Below are 18,150 nucleotides of genomic sequence, written 5' to 3'. Positions count from 1 at the left end.
CCGCCTCGCCGCCGCCCCGTCTGGCGTCCCGTCAGCACCTCAGCGCCGCCGGTGAGGGGCTATCTACGGAATACCACAAACACCCGCAACCCCTTTTTCGCAAAAACTTCACGTGCAGCAGAAAGAAAGGTTTTTCGCCTATCCCGAGGGCGTTGCGCCCCTCTCGGGCGCTGGCCTGGACCTTCAGGCGCGCATCGCGCGCCCCTTGGGCCCCCATCCTCCGAATCCCTGCCCTATCCCCCGGCGAGAGATGGGGCCTGCGGCACCGCGTGCGCCCGGCCCCGGGGACGTCCGCCTCGCCTCCAGCCCCCCCTCTGCGCAAAAGAAGGCGCGGTCACGGGGCCGGCCCCTCCCCTTGATTTTGAGGTGGCAAAATGCCACCTTGGCGGGAGATCGAGGAGGACATCATGGCCCAGTCAGTGAAGCTTTCAGATGACGTGATGGCGAGCGTGCGCCGGGAAGCCGATCTCCACAGCCGGTCCGTTGCTGGCCAGATCACCCACTGGCTGCGGCTCGGGCGGGCGATCGAGCAGTCGGGCGCCTATGACCATACCCGCGTGACGGCAGCACTGGAGGGCCGCCTCGACACGGTCGAGCTCGGGGACGAGGAAGCCGCCGCCTGGCTGGATGCCTTCACCGAAAAGATGTCTGCTCCTTCCACGACGGAACAGGCCTTTTTCGCCAAGCGGCAGAAGCTTGGCCGGGGTGTCGGCCTCGACGCGGCCGGAAACCTCATTCATGCGGCAGGATCTGACGCGGCAGCATGAGACCCAGTCTCGTCCTGCTTGCGGGCCCGAACGGGGCGGGAAAATCCACGCTCTATCAGACCCGGGTCGCCCCGAGCTTTTCCGGGCCGTTCATCAATGCGGACCTGATCCAGCGCGACGAGCTCAGGGATGCCTCGATGGAGGCGTCCTACAGGGCGGCACAGATCGCCGCCGAACGCCGGGCGGACCTTCTGGAGGCCCGCAAGAGCTTCGCGACCGAGACCGTCTTCTCCCACCCCTCGAAGCTCGACGTCATCAGGGACGCGCGCGCGCGGTTATATGGTCGTCGTCATGCATGTGGGCGTGGATGACCCGGACCTCTCGGTCGCGCGGGTGCGGGCCCGCACCGAGGAAGGAGGCCACGACGTCCCCGAGCAGAAGATCCGGGACCGCTATGCAAGAGGCCAGCCCCTGATCCGGCAGGCCGTGCGTCAGGCCGACCGGGGCATGGTCTTCGACAACTCGACGCTCAACGCGCCGCCTCGCCGGTCCCTCCTCTTTGCCGCGGGGCGTCTTCTTCAGGCGGAACCGGTGCTGCCGCGCTGGATCCTGTCCGGCTATGCCGAGGATCTGGTGATCTGACGCCGCGTTTTGCCCGCGACAGAGGATGCGCGCGCCCTGCATCTGCCATGGAAGAGGCCATTTCCTGACGGCAGAGCCCGTCCGGGCAACCTCCTCAAGGCATCGGGCAAGCGGGATATCCGTCAGCCTGCGGACCTGAAGCCAGAGTTTCCCGGCATAGGATGCTGTCACCCCGGGTCGCCTGCGGACCGCTGGCCTTGGCGCAGATCTTTCCGGGGTCTGCTGTCGGCCTGCCAATGCCGGTCATGATCCGAGGTCGAGGCCTGCCATGGCCTCGGCTGTGTCCTGATCGGCGGGAAAGAACGCCTCGATCGTCACTTCGGACAGGGTGACATCGACCGCCGTGCCAAAAACCGTCGTCGTGCTGATGAAGGACAGCAGACCCCTGCTGCTTTTCAGCCGCAGCGGGACCGCGATATCCTGAGGCTGCCTTGGCATTCGGGGCTGTTTTGCGGGTTCGGGGCAGGGCAGCGCTGTGAGTTCGGCCCGGAGAGCGGCAAGGCGCGCGTCAGCCGTTGCCTCGATCTCATGATCCAGCCGGGCAAGGACATGCGCGCGCCACGCGCCAAGGTTGAGGATACGCGGGGCGAGGCCTTCCGGATGGAGGCTTGCGCGCAGAACGTTCACCTCCCCTGCCAGCAGGTGCGGCGCGACGCCGGTCAGCAGGTAAGGCACGGCGGCGTTTGCGGCGAGCAGGGTCCAGTGGCGATCCACCACCAGCGCGGGATGCGGCAGATGCCCGCGCAGAATACGGCTGACCGCCTCGCGGGCGGCAGAAAGGTCGGGCGCGTCAAGCGGGCGTTGCGGGAACTGCGCCGCATAACCGCCCGCGTTGAGCATGAGATTCCGGTCCCGCAGCGGCAGGCCGAGATGTTCGGCCAGTTGCAGGATCATGTCGCGGCTCGGCTGGGAGCGGCCCGATTCCAGAAAGCTCAGGTGACGCTGTGAAATCTGCGCCTCGAGAGCAAGCGCGAGCTGGCTGAGCCTGCGCCGGGTCCGCCACTGCTTCAACAAGGATCCGACCGTGTGCTTCTGCTCCATGGGGGCAGCCTCTTTGTTCATGCGCCTCGGTCCAATTACCTCTGAGGTAATCGACGGCTGTCGCCGGTCGCAAGATAGTCGGGTCATCCCTTCGGCAAGCGGAGCCTGAAATGACCAACGATCCCCACCGACCCAGCCTGAGAAACATCCTCGCCCTCGACGCGGCGACATGCACCGGCATGGGGCTGCTGCTTGTTCTGGCCGCGGGGCCGGTTGCGCGGCTGACGCAGATTCCGTCAGGACTGCTGTTCTGGGCGGGGCTGCTGCTGCCCGTCGCCGCCTTCATGGCGCTTGTGGCCAGAGCCGTGCCTCCGCCCGGCTGGGCGGTCGCCGTGATCGTGGCGGCAAACCTGCTCTGGGTTGCGGCCAGCCTGATCCTGCCCGGGGCGGGCGTGTTTGCGCCAAGCGCCCTGGGCTGGGTCTGCGTTCTGGCGCAGGCCGCGGGCGTCGCGCTGTTCTCCTGGCTGGAATGGACGGCACGTCCTGCGGCCATTGCGAAAATCCGACGCCGAACCGAAAGACCGCGCCCATGACCTGCTATGCCATCGGCCATCTGCGGACCGTCCAGATGGGACCGGAGATCATCGCCTATCTCGACGCCATCGATGCCACTCTGGCACCGTTCGACGGACGGTTCCTCATTCATGGCGGCCAGAACCATCTGCTGGAAGGGAGCTTCACCGGCGATCTGATCGTGATCGCCTTCCCGGATCTGGCCCGGGCCCGAGGCTGGTATGGATCGCCCGGCTATCAGAAAATCCTGCCGCTTCGGTCGCAGAATGCCGAAGGCGACGTGTTCCTCATCGAAGGTGTGGCTGCGGAACATCGCGCACCCGACATCCTTCGGCAGGAAGCATGACCGCAGGCGCGTCAGGGATCGCCGCCCATGCCGCATATCAGGGGGATCCTGCGGTCATTTACCGGATCCCGCGCGGATCCCATCCGGGCCACAAAGACCGCTGCCCCCGGCCCGAATTGCGCGGTGATCCGCGCTGTCATCCTGCGGGGGTGTGAAATCGGCGGGCAGGTGCTGCCCGGCATGGGGCGACGAGCTGGGGTGGCAGGTGCTAGATTCAGGGGGCGCAGCTTCAGGAATGGCGCCAGTCAAAAGGGAGAGCCCATGAAAATCCGGCCGGGGAAAAATATCGCAATCAAGGTGCCGCGTCACAAATGGCAGGAAACGGTGGCCTTCTACCGCGACAAGGTGGGGCTGAAGGTCGCAAGGGAGCTGACGAACAGCGTCGGATTTGTCTTTGGCGAGATGACCTTGTGGGTGGACAGGGTCGAACGGCAAAGTCAGTCTGACGTCTGGCTGGAGCTTTTTACAGAGGATCCGGATCGCGCGCTCGATCATCTGGAAAGCCCGCAGCGCGACGAGCTGGAGCCTCTGGACGGGGTGACCGGGCATTGGACTTCGGATCCGGCTGGCGTGGTCCTGCTGCTCAGGAACGAATGACCGCACCGGCTGTTCCTGGTGAAATCCGGCAATTCCGACGCACCGCCGCTGGGGCGTCCGGAGGGGTCTTTGCGTGTCAGGCTGGCTGCGGCAGGTCAGAACACGCAGATCTGCGCGTATCTCGCAGGACCCGATTTGCAGTGAATTAATTTGCTTAAGTTAGTTTTTGTAAATAGTTTCAATAACAAGAGTTCACCACCAGACTGTGAGGCAATAATGACCACATTTCCGGTGCTGTCTCGCGCGGCGATAGACGCCTATGATCCCCTTTCGCTTCCGGTCTGGGTGTTTTCGACCAAAACCCTTCGGATTCTGAGCGCGAACGCCGCCGCGCGCGACTGGGTCGGATATGACGCAGAGACATTGCAGGCCATGACCATCGCCGATCTGCGGCCCGAAGCGGACCGGGGCAGGATCGTGGATCGCGTCCGCGCGTTTGATGGCGTCAGAGCCGATGCCGGGACTTGGACCATCGTCGCAAGCTCGGGCATTCCCTATACCGCCTCGTTCACCTGGAGCAAGGTCGTGGTCGAAGGGGTGGAGGCGGTCGTGGCAAGCATCCGCGATGTGACGCGGATTGCCCAAGCCGAAGCGCTTGTCGAAGCGCTGAGCCATCAGAACGAAACGCTGCGCCGGACTGCCAGCCTGTCGGCGGCGCATCTTTCGAGGCTGTTTGACGGGCTTCCCGGCAAGATGGTGGTGCTGACACCGGGGGACTACACGATTGTCGCCGTCACCGATGAATATGCGCATGCCGTGAGGCTGGACCGCGACGCGTTGCTGGGCAGGCGGCTGCTGGACCTGTTCCCCGACGACCCCGTCGACCCGCAGGCGGATGACGCGGGCAACCTTCGCGCCTCGCTGCGCCGCGTGGCCTCGCTGCGCGTGACCGATGTGATGAACCTGCAATGCCAGCCCGTGCGTCAGTCCGATGGCGCATTGCAGGACCGGTTCTGGCTGCCGCGCAACAAGCCCGTGCTCGATGCTGACGGGCATCTCATCTACATCGTCCACCGTGTCGAGGACATGACCGAGGTTCTGGCCGGGAAAGGCGCACCCGACACGCCCGGGGCCGACGCCATCACCGCGCTGCAGACGCGCACCGCGCTCTTTGCGCTGCGCGAGCGGGAAACGCGGCTGAAAACCGCGGAGATGCTGCTGGATCTCGGCGCATGGGAATATGACTTCGAACGCGGCGCCCTGAGCTGGTCTGACCGGGCGTTCGACATTTACGGCGTCCCGCGCGACCGGGACCCGCCGGATTTTGATGGCTATGTCGCGCTGGTGCATCCCGATGACCGGCAGCAGATGCTGGCCGCCTATACCTGTTTCTTCGAGTCGGGCGCGCCGGAGATCGAGTTCCAGCACCGGATTCTCCGCGCCGACGGAACGCTGTCGCATATCCGGGGCGTCGGCGTGCGGCATCAGGTGGACGGGCGCGAAATCGCCATAGGCTTCGTGCAGGACATCACCGCCATCAAGCTGACCGAGGAAGAACTGCTGCGTCAGGGACGGCGGCGCGAGCTTGCGGGCCGTCTGGCGCGCCTCGGAAGCTGGCACGCAAGCCTTCAGGACACGCATGTGTCATGGTGTGACGTGACCGCGGACATTCACGATGAGCCCGACGGCTTCTCGCCGACGCTGGATCAGGCCATCTCTTACTACATCCCGGAACATCGCGACCGCATTCGCGCAAAATTCGAGGCCTGTGCCAAGGAAGGCCGCCCCTACAACGAAACCGTGCAGATAGAAACAGCCAAGGGACGGCGGGTCTGGGTGCGCACGCTCGGCGAGCCGATCCGCGACGAGAGCGGCGCAATCGTCGCGGTCGAAGGCGCGTTTCAGGACATCACCGACCTGATTGCGGTGCAGGACAAGGCCTCGGACCTGTCCGCGCGGCTCCGGGCAACGCTGGAGGGCATGAACGATGCCTTTTTCCTGCTGAACGAGGCCTGGCAGTTTGCCTTCATGAACTCCACGGCTGAAGCATTTCTGCAACGTACGCGAGACGACCTGCTGGGCAAATCCCTCTGGCAGGAATTCCCGGAGGCGGTCGGCAGCACCTTTCAGGAGAATTACGAGCGCGCGGTCGCCGAAGGGTGCGCCGTCCGGTTTCAAGCGTATTATCCTCCGCTGCAGAGATGGTTCGAAGTCAGTGCGGACCCCACCACAGCCGGGCTTGCGGTATATTTCCGGGACGTCACGCAGCAACGCGCCCAGAATGCCCACCTGCGTCTTCTGGAAGCCGCAGTCTCGCGTCAGAGCGACATTCTGCTGATTACCGAAGCAGAGCCGATCGACGCACCGGATGGTCCAAAAATCGTCTATGTCAATGACGCCTTCGAACGGCTCACCGGCTTTTCCCGCGATGAGGTGATCGGACTGACCCCCCGCCTGCTGCAGGGCCCGAAGACCCAGCACGAGGAGCTTTACCGTATCCGTCAGGCGCTGGAGAAATGGCAGCCGGTCCGGTCCGAGCTGATCAATTACACCAAGTCCGGCGAGGAATTCTGGCTGGAGCTCGACATCGTGCCGATGGCGGACGAGACGGGCTGGTTTACCCATTGGATCGCAGTCGAGCGGGACATCACCGCGCGCAAACAGGCCGATCTGGCGCTTCAGGCCAATGAGGAACGGTTCCGTCTGGTCAGCAAGGCGGCGGGCAGCGCCATCTGGGACTGGGACGTGACGATTGGCCAGCAATGGTGGAGCGAGGGCCTGCGCGACATTTTTGGACATGAAAGGGATACGTCCGGCACGGTGCCGACCGTCTGGCGCCGGCATGTCCATCCCGACGACATGGCGCAGGTCAATGCCGCCTTGGACCGTCTGATGACGGATCAGGACAGCGTCCTGCGCGAGCAATACCGGTTTCGGCGGGCAGATGGCAGCTGGGCATTTGTCGAGGACAGGGCCTTTGCCCTGCGCGATGACAACGGCAGGGTGCGCCGTGTTCTGGGATCGCTGACCGATATTACAGATCAGAAACTGCTCGAAGAGCGGCTGAGCCAAGCCCAGAAAATGGAAACGGTCGGTCAGCTGACTGGCGGCATAGCGCATGATTTCAACAACTTACTGACGATCATCCTTGGCAACACCGAAATCCTTGCAGAGGATCTGGGCGAGCTGCCGCATCTGCAGAGACTGGCCAAGATGTCTTTGGACGCGGCCGACCGCGGGGCGGAGCTGACCAGCCGGCTGCTGGCCTTTTCCCGCAGACAGGCCCTCGAGCCCAAGGTTCTGGATGTCGCGCAGCTTGTTCAGGGCATGGACGGGCTGCTGCGGCGGACGCTGCCCGAAAGCGTCGAGATCGAGATCGTGCGCGCGGGCGGGCTCTGGAAAATCGAAGCGGATGCCTCGCAGCTTGAACTGGCGCTGCTCAATCTCGCCGTAAACGCCCGCGACGCCATGCCGGATGGCGGCAACCTGACCATCGAGATGGCCAATGCCATGCTGGATGACGAGTATGTCGCCCTGGAACCCGATGTCAGAGCCGGGCAATATGTGGTGATTGTCGTCACCGACACGGGCACCGGAATTCCGCCGGAGGTGATCGACCGGGTGTTCGAGCCATTCTTCACCACAAAGGAGGTGGGCAAAGGCTCCGGCCTCGGGCTGAGCATGGTCTACGGCTTCGTCAAACAGTCCGGCGGACATATCCGGGTCTATTCGGAACTGGGCGAAGGCACCGCGATCAAGATGTATTTCCCGCGCTCCCGGATCAAGCAGGAGGTCATCGTCACGCTCCCTGCCGGGCGCAAGCTGATCGGCGGCACCGAGACCATTCTTGTGGTCGAAGATGACGACGCTGTCCGCCAGCATGTCACCGCGCAGCTTCAGGGGCTGGGCTATCAGGTGCTGGAAGCCGCCACAGGCGCCGAGGCCATGGACGTTCTGGACCAGTCGCCTGCGGTCGACCTGCTGTTCACCGATGTGGTCATGCCGGGGGGCATGGGGGGGCGGGATCTCGCGGATGCGGCGCGCAAGCTTCGGCCAAGCCTGAAGGTCCTGTTCACGTCCGGCTATACTGAAAACTCGATCGTCCATCACGGGCGTCTGGACCCGGGCGTCAAGCTGCTAAGCAAGCCCTACCGGCGTGAAAAACTGGCCGTAAAAATCCGCGAGGCCTTGGACAACGCCGAAGACTGAGGCGGAGCGGTTGGGCATGGCGATGCCGCGGGCGGAGGGTCAGACCCTTGCAGCCTTGCGGCACAGGAAACCGGCCCGGACCAGAAAGCCGCTAGAGCAGGTCGTCGACGGCGTTCAGCAGCGTTGCCCTTCTGAACGGCTTCTGCAGGATCGCGTTTGCCCCGAAGAGCTCGGCACTGCTGGTAATTCCGCGCAATTCGGCAGTTCCCGTAGGGATATACCGGGATCCCCCCGTGACGATCAGGATGGGCGTCTTTTTGCAGACCTTGCGGATTTCCATAACCATCTCCAGCCCGTCAAAATGCGGCATGAAGAGGTCTGAAATGATCAGATCGAAGCTTTCCTTGGACAGCATCTTGGGGACGCGGTCGGAAGAGCTTTCCACAGTCACCTCGTGCCCGGAAGTCACGAGAATGGTCTCCATGGTCGCCGCTACGGCAGCATCGTCATCTACGATGAGGATCTTCGCCATTCTTGTTCCCTCCTTCGACGAGACGTGCCTACAAGGCTGCAGAAAATCCAACGCTGCCGCCCCGACCCCGCGGAGGCGCATGCCCCCTTTGGCAACATGACCTAAGGTGCTTTCGGGCGCAGGCAAACCTGCCAGGTCGTTTAGCATGACCAAACAGGATCATACAGAGCCAGCTGGACCCGCGACGATTCGCTTCAGCCTCGCGCTCGTCCTCAAGCTGCTTCAGTCGGCGCTTCTCGTCAGGCAGCAACCCGCCATACTTCTTCTAGGCAAAGTAGGTCGACTGCCTGATCCCTGCCTTGAGGCACTTCTCGGCGACCGACGTCCCCTCCTCGCCTTGTTTCAGGATCAACGCCTTCTGCGTGTCTATGAACTTCGATATCTTAATCGTTTGCGGGTTTCGCAAAATCCGGGACGGGCATTTCGGTAAATCCCGGACACGCGCCTCATAGGACCTCTGACGGGGCCGACATCCACCGACAGCACGCGACGCATGCCCTTGATGCCTGGATCCGCGCCTGCCATAGAAGCCGCCCCCATCAGATGCCTGCCCGGCGTCGGTCAGCCGAGGCATTCACATTGGTGGCCTGCCCTGCGCAGATTCCGCTGGGACGGGACACAGTCACAATGTCATCAACCTCTAGGGCGTGCTACGGTGCTGAGGGGGCGGGTTTCAGACTGAGGCCTGTCATGTCGCGATCATACGGTCATTTGCTCACACATCCAAAAAATACAGAAAGCTATTCCTATCGTGACTTTTTGGAAAGATGACCGACAGAAACAGCCGCTACACCGTCAGCTGTTTCTCTCCATGCTGGTTGTATTGGGGATAGTCGCCCTGAGCCTGATCGTTGTGGGCTATAACGCAATCAGCGTGACGGATACGACTGCGAAGGCAAGGCAGGAACGCTTTGCGGCAAGACTTCTCGAGGCGGAAATCAGCAGCCTGCCGGATCAGCAGCGCAGCGCCACGGTCTGGGATGACGCGGTCCTCAACACCGAACTGCGCGATGACGACTGGATCGACGGAAATCTTGGCGCCTGGATGCAGGATTATTTCGGGCATGACGAAAGCTATCTTCTGGATCGCGACGACCGCCCGATCTTTGCCTCGATCAATGAAGAGCGCCAGCCTCTGGACGTCTTTGACGCGCGTGCGGAGGACATTGCCCCGCTCGTCGGGCGGCTGCGCGCCCTCATGTCCGAGGCAAGTCTGAATGTCGAAAATCCTTACGAAGAACTGGCCGAGGTGTCGGTGGTTTCTGCGGTACACCTCGATACCGGCCCGGCCATTGTCGCCATTGTCCCCATCATCTCCGATACCGGGGAGATCGCGCAGGTCCCCGGCTCCGAAAACCTTCATGTTGCGGTGAGATATCTCGACGCGGAGTTTGCCCGGACAATTGGCGATCCTATCGAGCTCCGGCAGGTCACCTTTTCAGACGATGGCTCCTCGGATGACCTGGCAAGGGTGCCTGTGACCGATAGCGACGGGGCGCCCGTGACATGGCTGGTCTGGACACCCGAACGCCCCGGGATGGGGCTTTTTTTCAGCGTCCTGCCTGTGCTGTTTGCCAGTGCTGTGGCAATCGCGTTTTTTCTTTGGTGGATCATTCAGCGTCTGCTCCGCGTGTCGAAACAGTTGCGGACAAGCGAGGAGCGGCTGCAGCAGTCGCAAAGGCTGGAAGCGGTGGGCCAGCTGACCGGGGGCATCGCCCATGATTTCAACAACCTGCTGACGATCATCATGGGAAATACCGAGGCGATTCAGGACCGGCTGGGACCGGACCATCCCCTGCGGCCCTCCGCCGATCTGACCGCGCTGGCCGCGGACCGCGCTGCGGACCTGACAAGCCGCCTGCTGGCGTTTTCCCGCAAGCAGGCGCTGCAGCCGCAGGTCACCGACCTGAACGCTGTCGTCTCTGGAATGGAAGGCATGTTGCGCCGCACAATCACCAAGGACATCGACATCAGGATCGTGGCCGCAGCAGATCTCTGGCGGACAGAGGTCGACCCCGCCCAGATCGAGTCCGCATTGCTTAATCTTGCGATCAACTCCCGGGATGCCATGCCCGAAGGGGGTGTCCTGACGATCGAGACGGCCAATGTGGCCCTGGACGAGGACTATGTGGCAAGCGAACCCGGCCTGACTGCGGGTGAATTCGCCATGATCTCGGTCAGCGATAACGGCCACGGCATCGCGAAAGAGCAGCTTGGCCGGGTATTTGAGCCGTTCTTCACCACGAAGCCCGTCGGAAAGGGCACCGGTCTGGGGCTGAGCATGGTCTATGGCTTCGTGAAGCAGACCGGGGGTCATATCAGCGTCTATTCGGAGCCCGGCAATGGCACGACCGTAAAGATCTATTTCCCACGGTATTATGGCACCACTCCGGCACCAGCCGGAAAGGTGCAAGAAAAAGCCGCCCTGCCCGGGCAGGAGACCATTCTGATCGTGGAAGACGACAGCCTGATCTCGCAGCAGCTTTCGTCCCAGCTGACGGATCTTGGCTATAGCGTTCTGGCGGCCCCAGCCGGCGCCGCCGCACTGGCCATCCTGAAAGAACGCAGGGACATTGACCTGCTTCTGACCGATATCATCTTGCCCGGAGGCATGAACGGGCAGCAGGTTGCCGAGGCTGCCAAAGCGATCAATCCTCAGCTCAAGCTTCTTTACACCTCCGGCTATTCCGAAAACGCGATCATACATCATGGGCGGCTCGCCCCGGGCACGGAACTGCTGAGCAAACCCTATCGCCGCTCCGAACTTGCTTTGAAGATACGTCAGGTTCTGGAGGCGTGAGCCCGATGAAAGCCGAACCGGCTGACCGAGTGCCGATTGGACAGGCCTGCTGACGTCGCGCCAGATGACCGGTCCCGGCCCCCTCCCCTGCGGCCTCAACGACTACCCCTTCAGGATCAGGGCGGCGCCGCTGATGATGGAGAAGATCAGCACCGCAAGCCGCAGCGCCGGACCGTTGATGCGGGCATGGACCACGCGGGAGAGGAGGGTGCCGACCAGCACGGCGGGCACAAGCATGACCGCCGCCAGCATCTGGTCCTGCGTGATGCGGCCCGACAGCAGCAGGATCACCAGCGAGATGACCTCGCCCACCAGAAAGCAGGTGGCGACGGTGGCGCGCAGGGTCGGCCCCTCGGCATGCTGATAGAGCAGCGCGAGGGGCGGGCCGCCGATGCCGGTGGCGGTTTCGGTGATGCCGGTGAAGAGCCCCACCCCCACCGAAGCTGGCGGGGTGATCCGGAAGGGCGGCGCCATCAGCGCCACCGCCGCGGCAAGGATGGTCAAAAGCCCCACCGCGATCTCGAGCTGGCGGACCGACAGCGCGATCAGCACCGCCATGCCCAGAAAGGTGCCGAAAAAGCGGCCCGCCGTGATCCAGCCCGCCCCCTGCCGGTCGATGGCCTGACGCTCTCGCCATGCGACAAGCAGGTTGAGCGGCAGCATGAGCACCAGCAGCGTCACCGGCAGATAGGTGGCATCGACGAAGCCGAAGACCGGCGCCATGATCAGCGCAAAGCCGATGCCGACGGCGCCTTGGATGAAGGCGGCACCGCCCACCAGCAGCGACAGGGTCAGGAAGATCGTCAGGGTCACGCGGGCCTCGTGGCGCTCAGGCTGTCCGCCGTCGGATGAAGGCGCTGGATCGGCGCCGCGGCAATCGCGGGGCCCGCCCGGTCGCGGATTTCGGCCATCAGGGCGCGGGCGTCCCAGTCGACGGGCCAGCCCCCGACCATGCGCAGCCGCCCGCAGGTGAAGACCGCGTCGATCTGGTCGCGGCTGCCATAGCGCACCAGCTCCCATGTCAGATCGTGAGAGGGGGTGAATTCCGGGCGGTCGAGATCCACCAGCAGGAAATCCGCCGCAAGGCCCGGCGCGATGCGGCCGGTGACGGCGGCAAGGCCGCTGGCCTCGGCGGCCATGCGGGTGGCGGCCTCCAGCCACAGCCAGCCCGCGCCGCAGGAACTGTCCCCCGAGGCAAGGCCATAGCTGATGCGCTGCAGGCTTTCGGCGGCATCCATCAGCCGGAAGCCGTCGGCGCGCGTGCCATCCGTGCCAAGCCCGAACCGGATCCCCAGCGCCTGCATCTGCAGCGCGGGCGCCACGGCATTGCCCTTCCAGACCGAGGCCACGGGGTTATAGGCCACCGCCGTTCCGGTCTCGCGCAGCAGGGTCAGTTCGGAGGGCGTGACCAGCGTGGCATGGGCGATCAGGGTCTGCGGCCCAAGCGCGCCGACATGGGCCAGATGCTCCAGCGGGCGGCGGCCCCGCGCGATCAGCGACCGTTCGACCGCGGCCAGATGCTCGTTCACATGGGTCTGAAAGACCGCCCCCGCCTCTGCCGCCAGACGCGCGACATCGCGCAGCATGCCGTCGCTCGCCGCCTCCGGGATCGAGATCGCCAGCGACGGATGGATCAGCGGATCGCCCGCATAATGGGCCAGATGCGCCTCGGCGCTGCGGAGGATGCTGTCGCGGTCGGGGATTTCAGCCGATCCGCCCAGATCGTTGCAGATCCGCGCGATCACGGTCCGCAGCCCGGTTTCGCGCGCCGCATCCGCGAGCCTGCCCACATGGCCCGCTGACCGCGTGCCGGCATCGACGGCGGTGGTGAAGCCGCCGCGCAGGCATTCCAGCGCCGCAAGCTTGGCGGAGAGATAGACCATATGCTCGTCAAGGCTGCCCTCCAGCGGCACCCAGATGCGGCGGAAGATCTCGGAGGGCTCGCCGAACACCAGCGACTTGCCCAGCGACTGGGTCAGATGGGTATGGGTGTCGATGAAACCGGGCATCATCAGGTGATGCGGCAGGTCGACCCGGCCCGCGCCGGGATGGCGGGCACGCAGCACCTCCGCCTCGGCGATCTCGGCAAAGCGGCCCGCCTTCAGCAGGACGGCCAGTCCGGGCCGGGGACCCGAGGGCAGCAGAAGCCGCCCCGGAGCCACGATCAGGTTTTCGGTCGACGCAAAGGCGTGACGAAGGTCGGTCACTGGGCAGTCTCCACCGTGTCATGAGGTTTGGGTGCGTTGAACTGGAACATCGCGTTGACGAGGGCGGCGGTGATCGTCCCCATCGCGAGGCCGTTGCCGAGGATCATCTGCGACCATTGCGGGAACTGGCTGTAGACGCCCGGCACGAGGATCGGCATCAGCCCCATGGCAAGCCCCGAGGCGAGGGTGAACATCGCGCCATGGTCGCGCAGGTCGACCCGGCTCAGCACATGGATGCCGATCACGCCGATGATCGAGAAGACGATGACCGCGGTGCCGCCCACGACCGCCCCGGGCAGCACGCTGGCCAGCCGCGACACCGGCGCGATCAGCGCGATGATGACAAGGATCACCCCCGCCGCCGCGGTCACATAGCGCGAGCGCACGCCGGTGGCGCGGACGATGCCGACATTTTCGCCCGAGGTGATGATGAGCGAGGTGCCGAACACGCCGCCCAGAACCGAGGCCACGGCATCGCCGCGGATGGTGCGCGGCACGATGGCATGGGCATCGCCCTTGCGGTCCACGATCTCGGCGGTGGCGATGGTCTGGCCGGTGGCCTCGGCCATCGAGATGATCGAGAAGATGATCAGCGGCAGCGAGGCGAGGATGTCGAATTTCGGCATGCCGAAGGGAAACAGCTGCGGCACCGCCAGCAGCGGACCCTGCATCACGCCCGAGGCGTCAAGCCGCCCCAGCGCCGCCGCCAGAAGCGTGCCCGCGATCAGCCCCAGCATGACCGAGATCCGCTGCAGCGTGCCGGTGAAGACGCGCGAGAAGATCACCGTCAGCGCGATGGTCGCAAGGGCAAGGCCCACATTGACCGGATCGGCAAAGCCCTCGCTGCCCGGCCTGCCGGTGATGGCGCCGCCATAGATCTTGACGAGGTTCACCGCGACCAGCAGCAGCATCGTGCCCACCACGATTGGCGGAAAGAACCGCAGCAGCCGCCGGAAGACCGGCAGCGCGAGGAAATAGAACAGCCCCGTCATCAGCACCGCGCCAACGGCGGTCTGCACGTCGGTCTGCGTGGCGATGGCAAGGAAGATCGCGATGGGGGCACCCCCCGGCACCATGATGAAGGGCAGCCGCGCCCCCAGCCCCGCCGGACCGAAGCTCTGCAGGATCGAGCCCAGACCGCAGACCAGAAAGGTCGCGCTGATGATCGACACCGTCAGCGCAGGCTCGAAGCCCAGCGTCTGCGCAACCAGAAACACCGCCGTGATCGGCGAGGCGGCCATGACCAGCACATGCTGGAAGCCATAAAGGACCAGATCCTTCAGCGGCAGTTTCTCGTCCACCGGATCGAGCCGGGGGTGTTGGTCCAGCACCTTCGTCATATGCATTCTCCCTGTGTGCATGTGCGGTCGTCTGCTTGCGCAAATCTTCTGCGATTTTTATGCAAATCGTTTTGCTAAACTCCGATTTACCATGGTGAACGATTCGTGCAAATCGTTTTGTTGCCTCGCTGCGGCGCGGGTGCTAGGAAGGCCGCGCAGCGTGGACGGGGGATCAGGTGCGAAAACCGACCATCTCGGATCTGGCCCGGGCGGCGGGCGTGTCGGTGACGACGGTCTCTCATGCCTTCAGTGGCCGCCGCCATGTCGATCCCGAAACCCGCGACCGGATCCAGCGGCTGGCCGACCAGCTGGGCTATCACCCCAGCAGCACGGCCCGCGCGCTGCGCAGCGGGCGGACCGGGATCATCGCGCTGGCCTCCTCCATGCCCTTCGCCGTGGCGGCGGGCCCCTCGCGCCTTGGTTTTCTGATGGAGATCGCGGCCTCGGCGGCCATGTCGGCGCTGACGCGGGATCTGGCGCTGTGCCTGATCCCGCCCCATCCTTCGGCACAAAGCTACAGTGCGGCGAGCTTTGACGGGGTGATCCTTGTCGAGCCGATGCGCAATGACCCGCTGGTCGCGCATTTCGAGGCGCGCAAGACCCCCATCGTCTCCATCGGCACGGTGGCGGGCCGTCCGGACATTCCGGCGGTCGACATCCGGTCCCGGCAGACCGCCGAGATGCTGCTGGATCATCTGGCCGGACAGGACTGCCGTCAGGTAGCGGCCCTGATCGGCGCGGGCTCGCGCACCAGCCAGATCGAGAGCATCGAGGCTTACGAGGCCTTCGCCGCCCGGCAGCAGATCCGCCCCCGGCTCCTGCTGCTGGACGAGGAGGAGGCCGAGGAGACCGCCTATGGCCAGATGTGCGACCTGCTGCACAGCGATCCGGAGATCGACGGCATCTTCGCCGCCATCGACGCCTTTGCAACCGGCGCGGTGCGCGCCGCCCGGCAGCGCGGCCGCGCGATCCCGCAGAGCCTGCGCATCGTGACCCGCTATGACGGGCTGCGCGCCAAGCTGTCCCAGCCGCCGCTGACGGCGGTCGACCTGCATCTGCCTGCGGTGGCGGAAAAGGCCGTCACCCTGCTGCTGAACCAGATCGACGGCCACAAGGGCGCGGAGATGGCGGATCTGCCGGAACTTGTCGCCCGGGCCTCCTCCCTGACGCCCGGCGCGGACGACCGCCCCTGAACCTCGGCCCTGCGCCGCGCCTTCCCCGCTTGCCGCAGGGCCGCCCCGCCCTCAGCCCGCGCCCTCCGCTGCGGCGCCCAGATGCGCGAGGACAAGCGCGGTGATCCGCTCAGGCTGGTCTTCCGGGGCGAAATGCCCGCATTCCTCCAGAACCGTCAGCCGCGATCCGGGGATGGCGTCATGAAGCCTGTGCGCCCAGTCGACCACCTGCCAGCGGTCCTCGGCGCCCCAGATCAGCTGCACCGGCAGCCGCCCCAGTTCGGACAGCCGGTCGGCCACCTCCAGCGTATGGACCGGATCGTAATGCCGGATCTGATGCTGAAAGAGGCTCGGCTGCCCGATCCACCCGGAGATATGATCGAGATAGCTCTCCAGCGGGCCCTCGGCGAAGCGGTCCCTGTGGTGGACAGCACTCAGCAGCCAGTCGCGGAAATGCCGCCGGTGGACGTCTTCCGGGGCCTGCACCAGCGCGTCGAGGCCCTGCGCCATCTGCGTCCGGGTGCGCGGCGAGGGATAGCTGTCATAGCTGACCACATCGATCATCGTGAGCGAGATCAGGCGCTCCGGATGAAAGACGCCGAAGCGCTGCGCGATGCCGCCGCCGAAGTCATGCGCCACCAGATGACAGCGATCGAGGCCCCAGTGCTCCAGCATCGCCCCGAAAATCTCCACCTGCGCGGAAATCGAGGTATCGACCTGTGGATCCTGCGGACGCTCCGACAGGCCGAACCCCAGCAGATCGAAGGCATGAATGCGATAGCCCGCCGCCGCCACGCGCGGCGCGATATTGCGCCAGATCAGCGAGGAGGAGGGCGTGCCGTGCAGAAACACGACCGGGGCGCCCTCTCCCTGAACTCCGCTGGCGATGCGGTGGCCGTTGACAAGAACATGGTCGGTGAGGAGCGGGGTCATGGCGGTTTCTCCGGAATGCAGCTTCAGGCCCAGACTGGAGCACCGGTGACATGACGTAAAATGCAGGTTTTGACAGAAACCATCCAGATATGTCATGTCGTTCCCCATGACAAAGCTGGATATCGGGGCGCTGCAGGCCCTTTGCGCGATCCATGACCATGGCGGCGTGTCCCGCGCCGCCGCCGCACTTGCGCTGTCGCAGCCGGCGGTCTCGCACAAGATCAGGCGGCTGGAAGCGGCGCTTGGCTGCGCGCTGCTGGACCGTCGCCCGGGCCGTCCCCGGTTCACGCCGGAGGGCGAAAAGCTGCTGTCCTATGGGCGCCGCATCCTCGCCCTGCATGACGAGGCGCTGCATGCGCTGAGCACCGAACCGCTGAGCGGACGGATCCGGCTGGGCGTGACCGAGGACATGACAAGCGGCGGGGTGTCCCGCGTGCTCGGGCGCTTCACCCGTCTTTACCCCGCCGTCGCGGTCCAGATCAGCGTGGCGCAGAGCCGGGTGATCGCGCAGCGCCTGAGCCGGGGCGAACTGGATGCGGGGGTGTTTCAGATATTCGCCACCGACCGCCAACCCGGGGACGTGACGCTGATCGAGGACAGCCTGCACTGGGTCAAATCGCCCGATCTCGTGCTGGACATGGCGCGGCCGATACCGCTGCTGGTCTTTGATGACGACTGCTTTTACCGCGACTGGGGCCTGCATCGCGCGGCCCAGCCGGGGATGGGATTCCGCATCGTCATGGAATGCGCCAGCATCGCCGGCATGACCTCCGCGCTGCGCGCCGGGCTGGGCGTCAGCCTTCTGAACGGGCGGCATGTCGGGGCGGGTCTCGACATCCTCGCCGCACCTTTCCCGCCGCCGCCCGAGCTTGCCTATGTCATCCGCACCGGCCCCAAGGCGCGCTGCGCCACCGTCAGGGCCCTGATCAAGATCGTGGCGGGCGAACGCGACTGGCCTTCGGAGCAGCCGGGCAGGGACGCGGCCCGCCTCACCCCCGCCAGCGCCCGTCCCGGCGGGCCCGGAGGATCTGCTCCAGACCCGCAGGCTGCATCATACCCTGAGACATGAGATCCTGTGCGATCCAGATATTGCGCGCTGACCAGCTGGACCGGCAGGTCGCCCCACCGAACGCTTCCCCCCGTCGATCCAGCCCCATGCCAGCGCACCCCGCCCACAGCCAGCCCAGTCGATGCAGGGCTGGCCTTAGCCTTTCTTGCAGAGACGGATCCA

Annotated in this window: 16 protein-coding genes and 1 pseudogene; 10 read left to right on the top strand and 7 right to left on the bottom strand. The window is 64.9% G+C overall.

All coding sequences use genetic code 11. From position 1 onward, the window contains the following. The first annotated feature begins 407 nt into the window (after window positions 1-407). Genes BLR51_RS24205 through BLR51_RS28335 form a run of 3 tightly spaced genes read left to right on the top strand, consistent with a single transcriptional unit; the run spans window position 408 to window position 1,349 of the window. Window positions 408-767, top strand: a complete 360-nt coding sequence (locus BLR51_RS24205) for a TA system antitoxin ParD family protein (RefSeq protein WP_089851822.1) — start codon at window positions 408-410, stop codon at window positions 765-767. Further along, a complete protein-coding gene (locus BLR51_RS28340) occupies window positions 764-1,078 on the top strand; it encodes a hypothetical protein (RefSeq protein ID WP_242656833.1) in 315 nt (104 codons plus the stop codon). Before BLR51_RS24205 ends, BLR51_RS28340 begins: the two co-directional genes overlap by 4 nt. Then, on the top strand, window positions 1,071-1,349 hold the full coding sequence (locus BLR51_RS28335) for a signal transduction histidine kinase (protein ID WP_242656832.1): 279 nt from the start codon (window positions 1,071-1,073) through the stop codon (window positions 1,347-1,349). Before BLR51_RS28340 ends, BLR51_RS28335 begins: the two co-directional genes overlap by 8 nt. Window positions 1,350-1,592: 243 nt before the next feature. On the opposite strand, the gene BLR51_RS24195 is transcribed toward BLR51_RS28335, so the two are convergent. Beyond that, window positions 1,593-2,390 (bottom strand): helix-turn-helix transcriptional regulator, encoded by a 798-nt coding sequence (locus BLR51_RS24195; RefSeq protein WP_089851820.1) that lies wholly within the window; start codon window positions 2,388-2,390, stop codon window positions 1,593-1,595. A gap of 110 nt (window positions 2,391-2,500) precedes the next feature. Here BLR51_RS24195 and BLR51_RS24190 point away from each other — a divergent pair, with 110 nt between their 5' ends. The 4 genes from BLR51_RS24190 (at window position 2,501) to BLR51_RS24175 (ending at window position 7,995) form a co-directional block, all read left to right on the top strand. Next, complete coding sequence (locus BLR51_RS24190; RefSeq protein ID WP_089851818.1) at window positions 2,501-2,923, top strand: hypothetical protein; 423 nt, start codon at window positions 2,501-2,503, stop codon at window positions 2,921-2,923. After that, entirely contained in the window at window positions 2,920-3,249 is a 330-nt protein-coding gene (locus BLR51_RS24185) for a DUF1330 domain-containing protein (RefSeq protein ID WP_089851817.1), read from the top strand. The genes BLR51_RS24190 and BLR51_RS24185 overlap by 4 nt, the downstream gene beginning before the upstream one ends. A 261-nt stretch (window positions 3,250-3,510) precedes the next feature. Continuing rightward, window positions 3,511-3,846: a VOC family protein gene (locus BLR51_RS24180; protein ID WP_089851815.1), complete on the top strand. Its 336-nt coding sequence runs from the start codon at window positions 3,511-3,513 to the stop codon at window positions 3,844-3,846. A gap of 216 nt (window positions 3,847-4,062) precedes the next feature. After that, a complete protein-coding gene (locus tag BLR51_RS24175; protein ID WP_089851814.1) occupies window positions 4,063-7,995 on the top strand; it encodes a PAS domain S-box protein in 3,933 nt (1,310 codons plus the stop codon). Window positions 7,996-8,086: 91 nt separating this feature from the next. Here BLR51_RS24175 and BLR51_RS24170 read toward each other — a convergent pair whose 3' ends face one another. Further along, window positions 8,087-8,467: a response regulator gene (locus tag BLR51_RS24170; protein WP_165616925.1), complete on the bottom strand. Its 381-nt coding sequence runs from the start codon at window positions 8,465-8,467 to the stop codon at window positions 8,087-8,089. A gap of 180 nt (window positions 8,468-8,647) precedes the next feature. Beyond that, window positions 8,648-8,855, bottom strand: a pseudogene (locus BLR51_RS24165) (transposase); the annotation flags it as partial. A 423-nt stretch (window positions 8,856-9,278) separates the two neighbouring features. Between BLR51_RS24165 and BLR51_RS24160 the strand changes: the two are divergent. After that, entirely contained in the window at window positions 9,279-11,267 is a 1,989-nt protein-coding gene (locus tag BLR51_RS24160) for a CHASE4 domain-containing protein (protein WP_089851810.1), read from the top strand. Between the two features lie 102 nt (window positions 11,268-11,369). Here BLR51_RS24160 and BLR51_RS24155 read toward each other — a convergent pair whose 3' ends face one another. From BLR51_RS24155 to BLR51_RS24145, 3 genes are read right to left on the bottom strand one after another with little or no spacing between them, the layout of a single operon-like run. Further along, the gene (locus BLR51_RS24155) at window positions 11,370-12,080 is read right to left on the bottom strand and encodes a sulfite exporter TauE/SafE family protein (RefSeq protein ID WP_089851808.1); all 711 of its coding nucleotides are present in this window, start codon (window positions 12,078-12,080) and stop codon (window positions 11,370-11,372) included. Beyond that, a complete protein-coding gene (locus BLR51_RS24150; RefSeq protein ID WP_089851805.1) occupies window positions 12,077-13,474 on the bottom strand; it encodes an amidohydrolase family protein in 1,398 nt (465 codons plus the stop codon). The genes BLR51_RS24155 and BLR51_RS24150 overlap by 4 nt, the downstream gene beginning before the upstream one ends. After that, complete coding sequence (locus tag BLR51_RS24145) at window positions 13,471-14,814, bottom strand: uracil-xanthine permease family protein (protein ID WP_089851803.1); 1,344 nt, start codon at window positions 14,812-14,814, stop codon at window positions 13,471-13,473. The genes BLR51_RS24150 and BLR51_RS24145 overlap by 4 nt, the downstream gene beginning before the upstream one ends. 176 nt (window positions 14,815-14,990) lie before the next feature. On the opposite strand from BLR51_RS24145, the gene BLR51_RS24140 reads away from it, so the two are divergent. Continuing rightward, a complete protein-coding gene (locus BLR51_RS24140) occupies window positions 14,991-16,007 on the top strand; it encodes a substrate-binding domain-containing protein (protein WP_089851801.1) in 1,017 nt (338 codons plus the stop codon). 51 nt (window positions 16,008-16,058) lie between these two features. On the opposite strand, the gene BLR51_RS24135 is transcribed toward BLR51_RS24140, so the two are convergent. Continuing rightward, window positions 16,059-16,919: an alpha/beta fold hydrolase gene (locus tag BLR51_RS24135; RefSeq protein WP_089851828.1), complete on the bottom strand. Its 861-nt coding sequence runs from the start codon at window positions 16,917-16,919 to the stop codon at window positions 16,059-16,061. A gap of 106 nt (window positions 16,920-17,025) precedes the next feature. Here BLR51_RS24135 and BLR51_RS24130 point away from each other — a divergent pair, with 106 nt between their 5' ends. After that, the gene (locus BLR51_RS24130) at window positions 17,026-17,988 is read left to right on the top strand and encodes a LysR family transcriptional regulator (RefSeq protein ID WP_089851799.1); all 963 of its coding nucleotides are present in this window, start codon (window positions 17,026-17,028) and stop codon (window positions 17,986-17,988) included. Window positions 17,989-18,150: the final 162 nt, after the last annotated feature.

Origin of the sequence: Salipiger marinus, assembly GCF_900100085.1 — a bacterium.
Lineage (GTDB): Bacteria > Pseudomonadota > Alphaproteobacteria > Rhodobacterales > Rhodobacteraceae > Salipiger > Salipiger marinus.
Note: the sequence above shows the minus strand (reverse complement) of the source record. Positions and strands in the feature narration are given on the sequence as shown.

Coding starts and splice junctions, on each gene's coding strand:
- BLR51_RS24205 (WP_089851822.1), top strand. CDS start 408: ATGGCCCAGTCAGTGAAGCTTTCAGATGACGTGATGGCGAGCGTGCGC.
- BLR51_RS28340 (WP_242656833.1), top strand. CDS start 764: ATGAGACCCAGTCTCGTCCTGCTTGCGGGCCCGAACGGGGCGGGAAAA.
- BLR51_RS24195 (WP_089851820.1), bottom strand. CDS start 2,390: ATGGAGCAGAAGCACACGGTCGGATCCTTGTTGAAGCAGTGGCGGACC.
- BLR51_RS24190 (WP_089851818.1), top strand. CDS start 2,501: ATGACCAACGATCCCCACCGACCCAGCCTGAGAAACATCCTCGCCCTC.
- BLR51_RS24185 (WP_089851817.1), top strand. CDS start 2,920: ATGACCTGCTATGCCATCGGCCATCTGCGGACCGTCCAGATGGGACCG.
- BLR51_RS24180 (WP_089851815.1), top strand. CDS start 3,511: ATGAAAATCCGGCCGGGGAAAAATATCGCAATCAAGGTGCCGCGTCAC.
- BLR51_RS24175 (WP_089851814.1), top strand. CDS start 4,063: ATGACCACATTTCCGGTGCTGTCTCGCGCGGCGATAGACGCCTATGAT.
- BLR51_RS24170 (WP_165616925.1), bottom strand. CDS start 8,467: ATGGCGAAGATCCTCATCGTAGATGACGATGCTGCCGTAGCGGCGACC.
- BLR51_RS24160 (WP_089851810.1), top strand. CDS start 9,279: ATGCTGGTTGTATTGGGGATAGTCGCCCTGAGCCTGATCGTTGTGGGC.
- BLR51_RS24145 (WP_089851803.1), bottom strand. CDS start 14,814: ATGACGAAGGTGCTGGACCAACACCCCCGGCTCGATCCGGTGGACGAG.
- BLR51_RS24135 (WP_089851828.1), bottom strand. CDS start 16,919: ATGACCCCGCTCCTCACCGACCATGTTCTTGTCAACGGCCACCGCATC.
- BLR51_RS24130 (WP_089851799.1), top strand. CDS start 17,026: ATGACAAAGCTGGATATCGGGGCGCTGCAGGCCCTTTGCGCGATCCAT.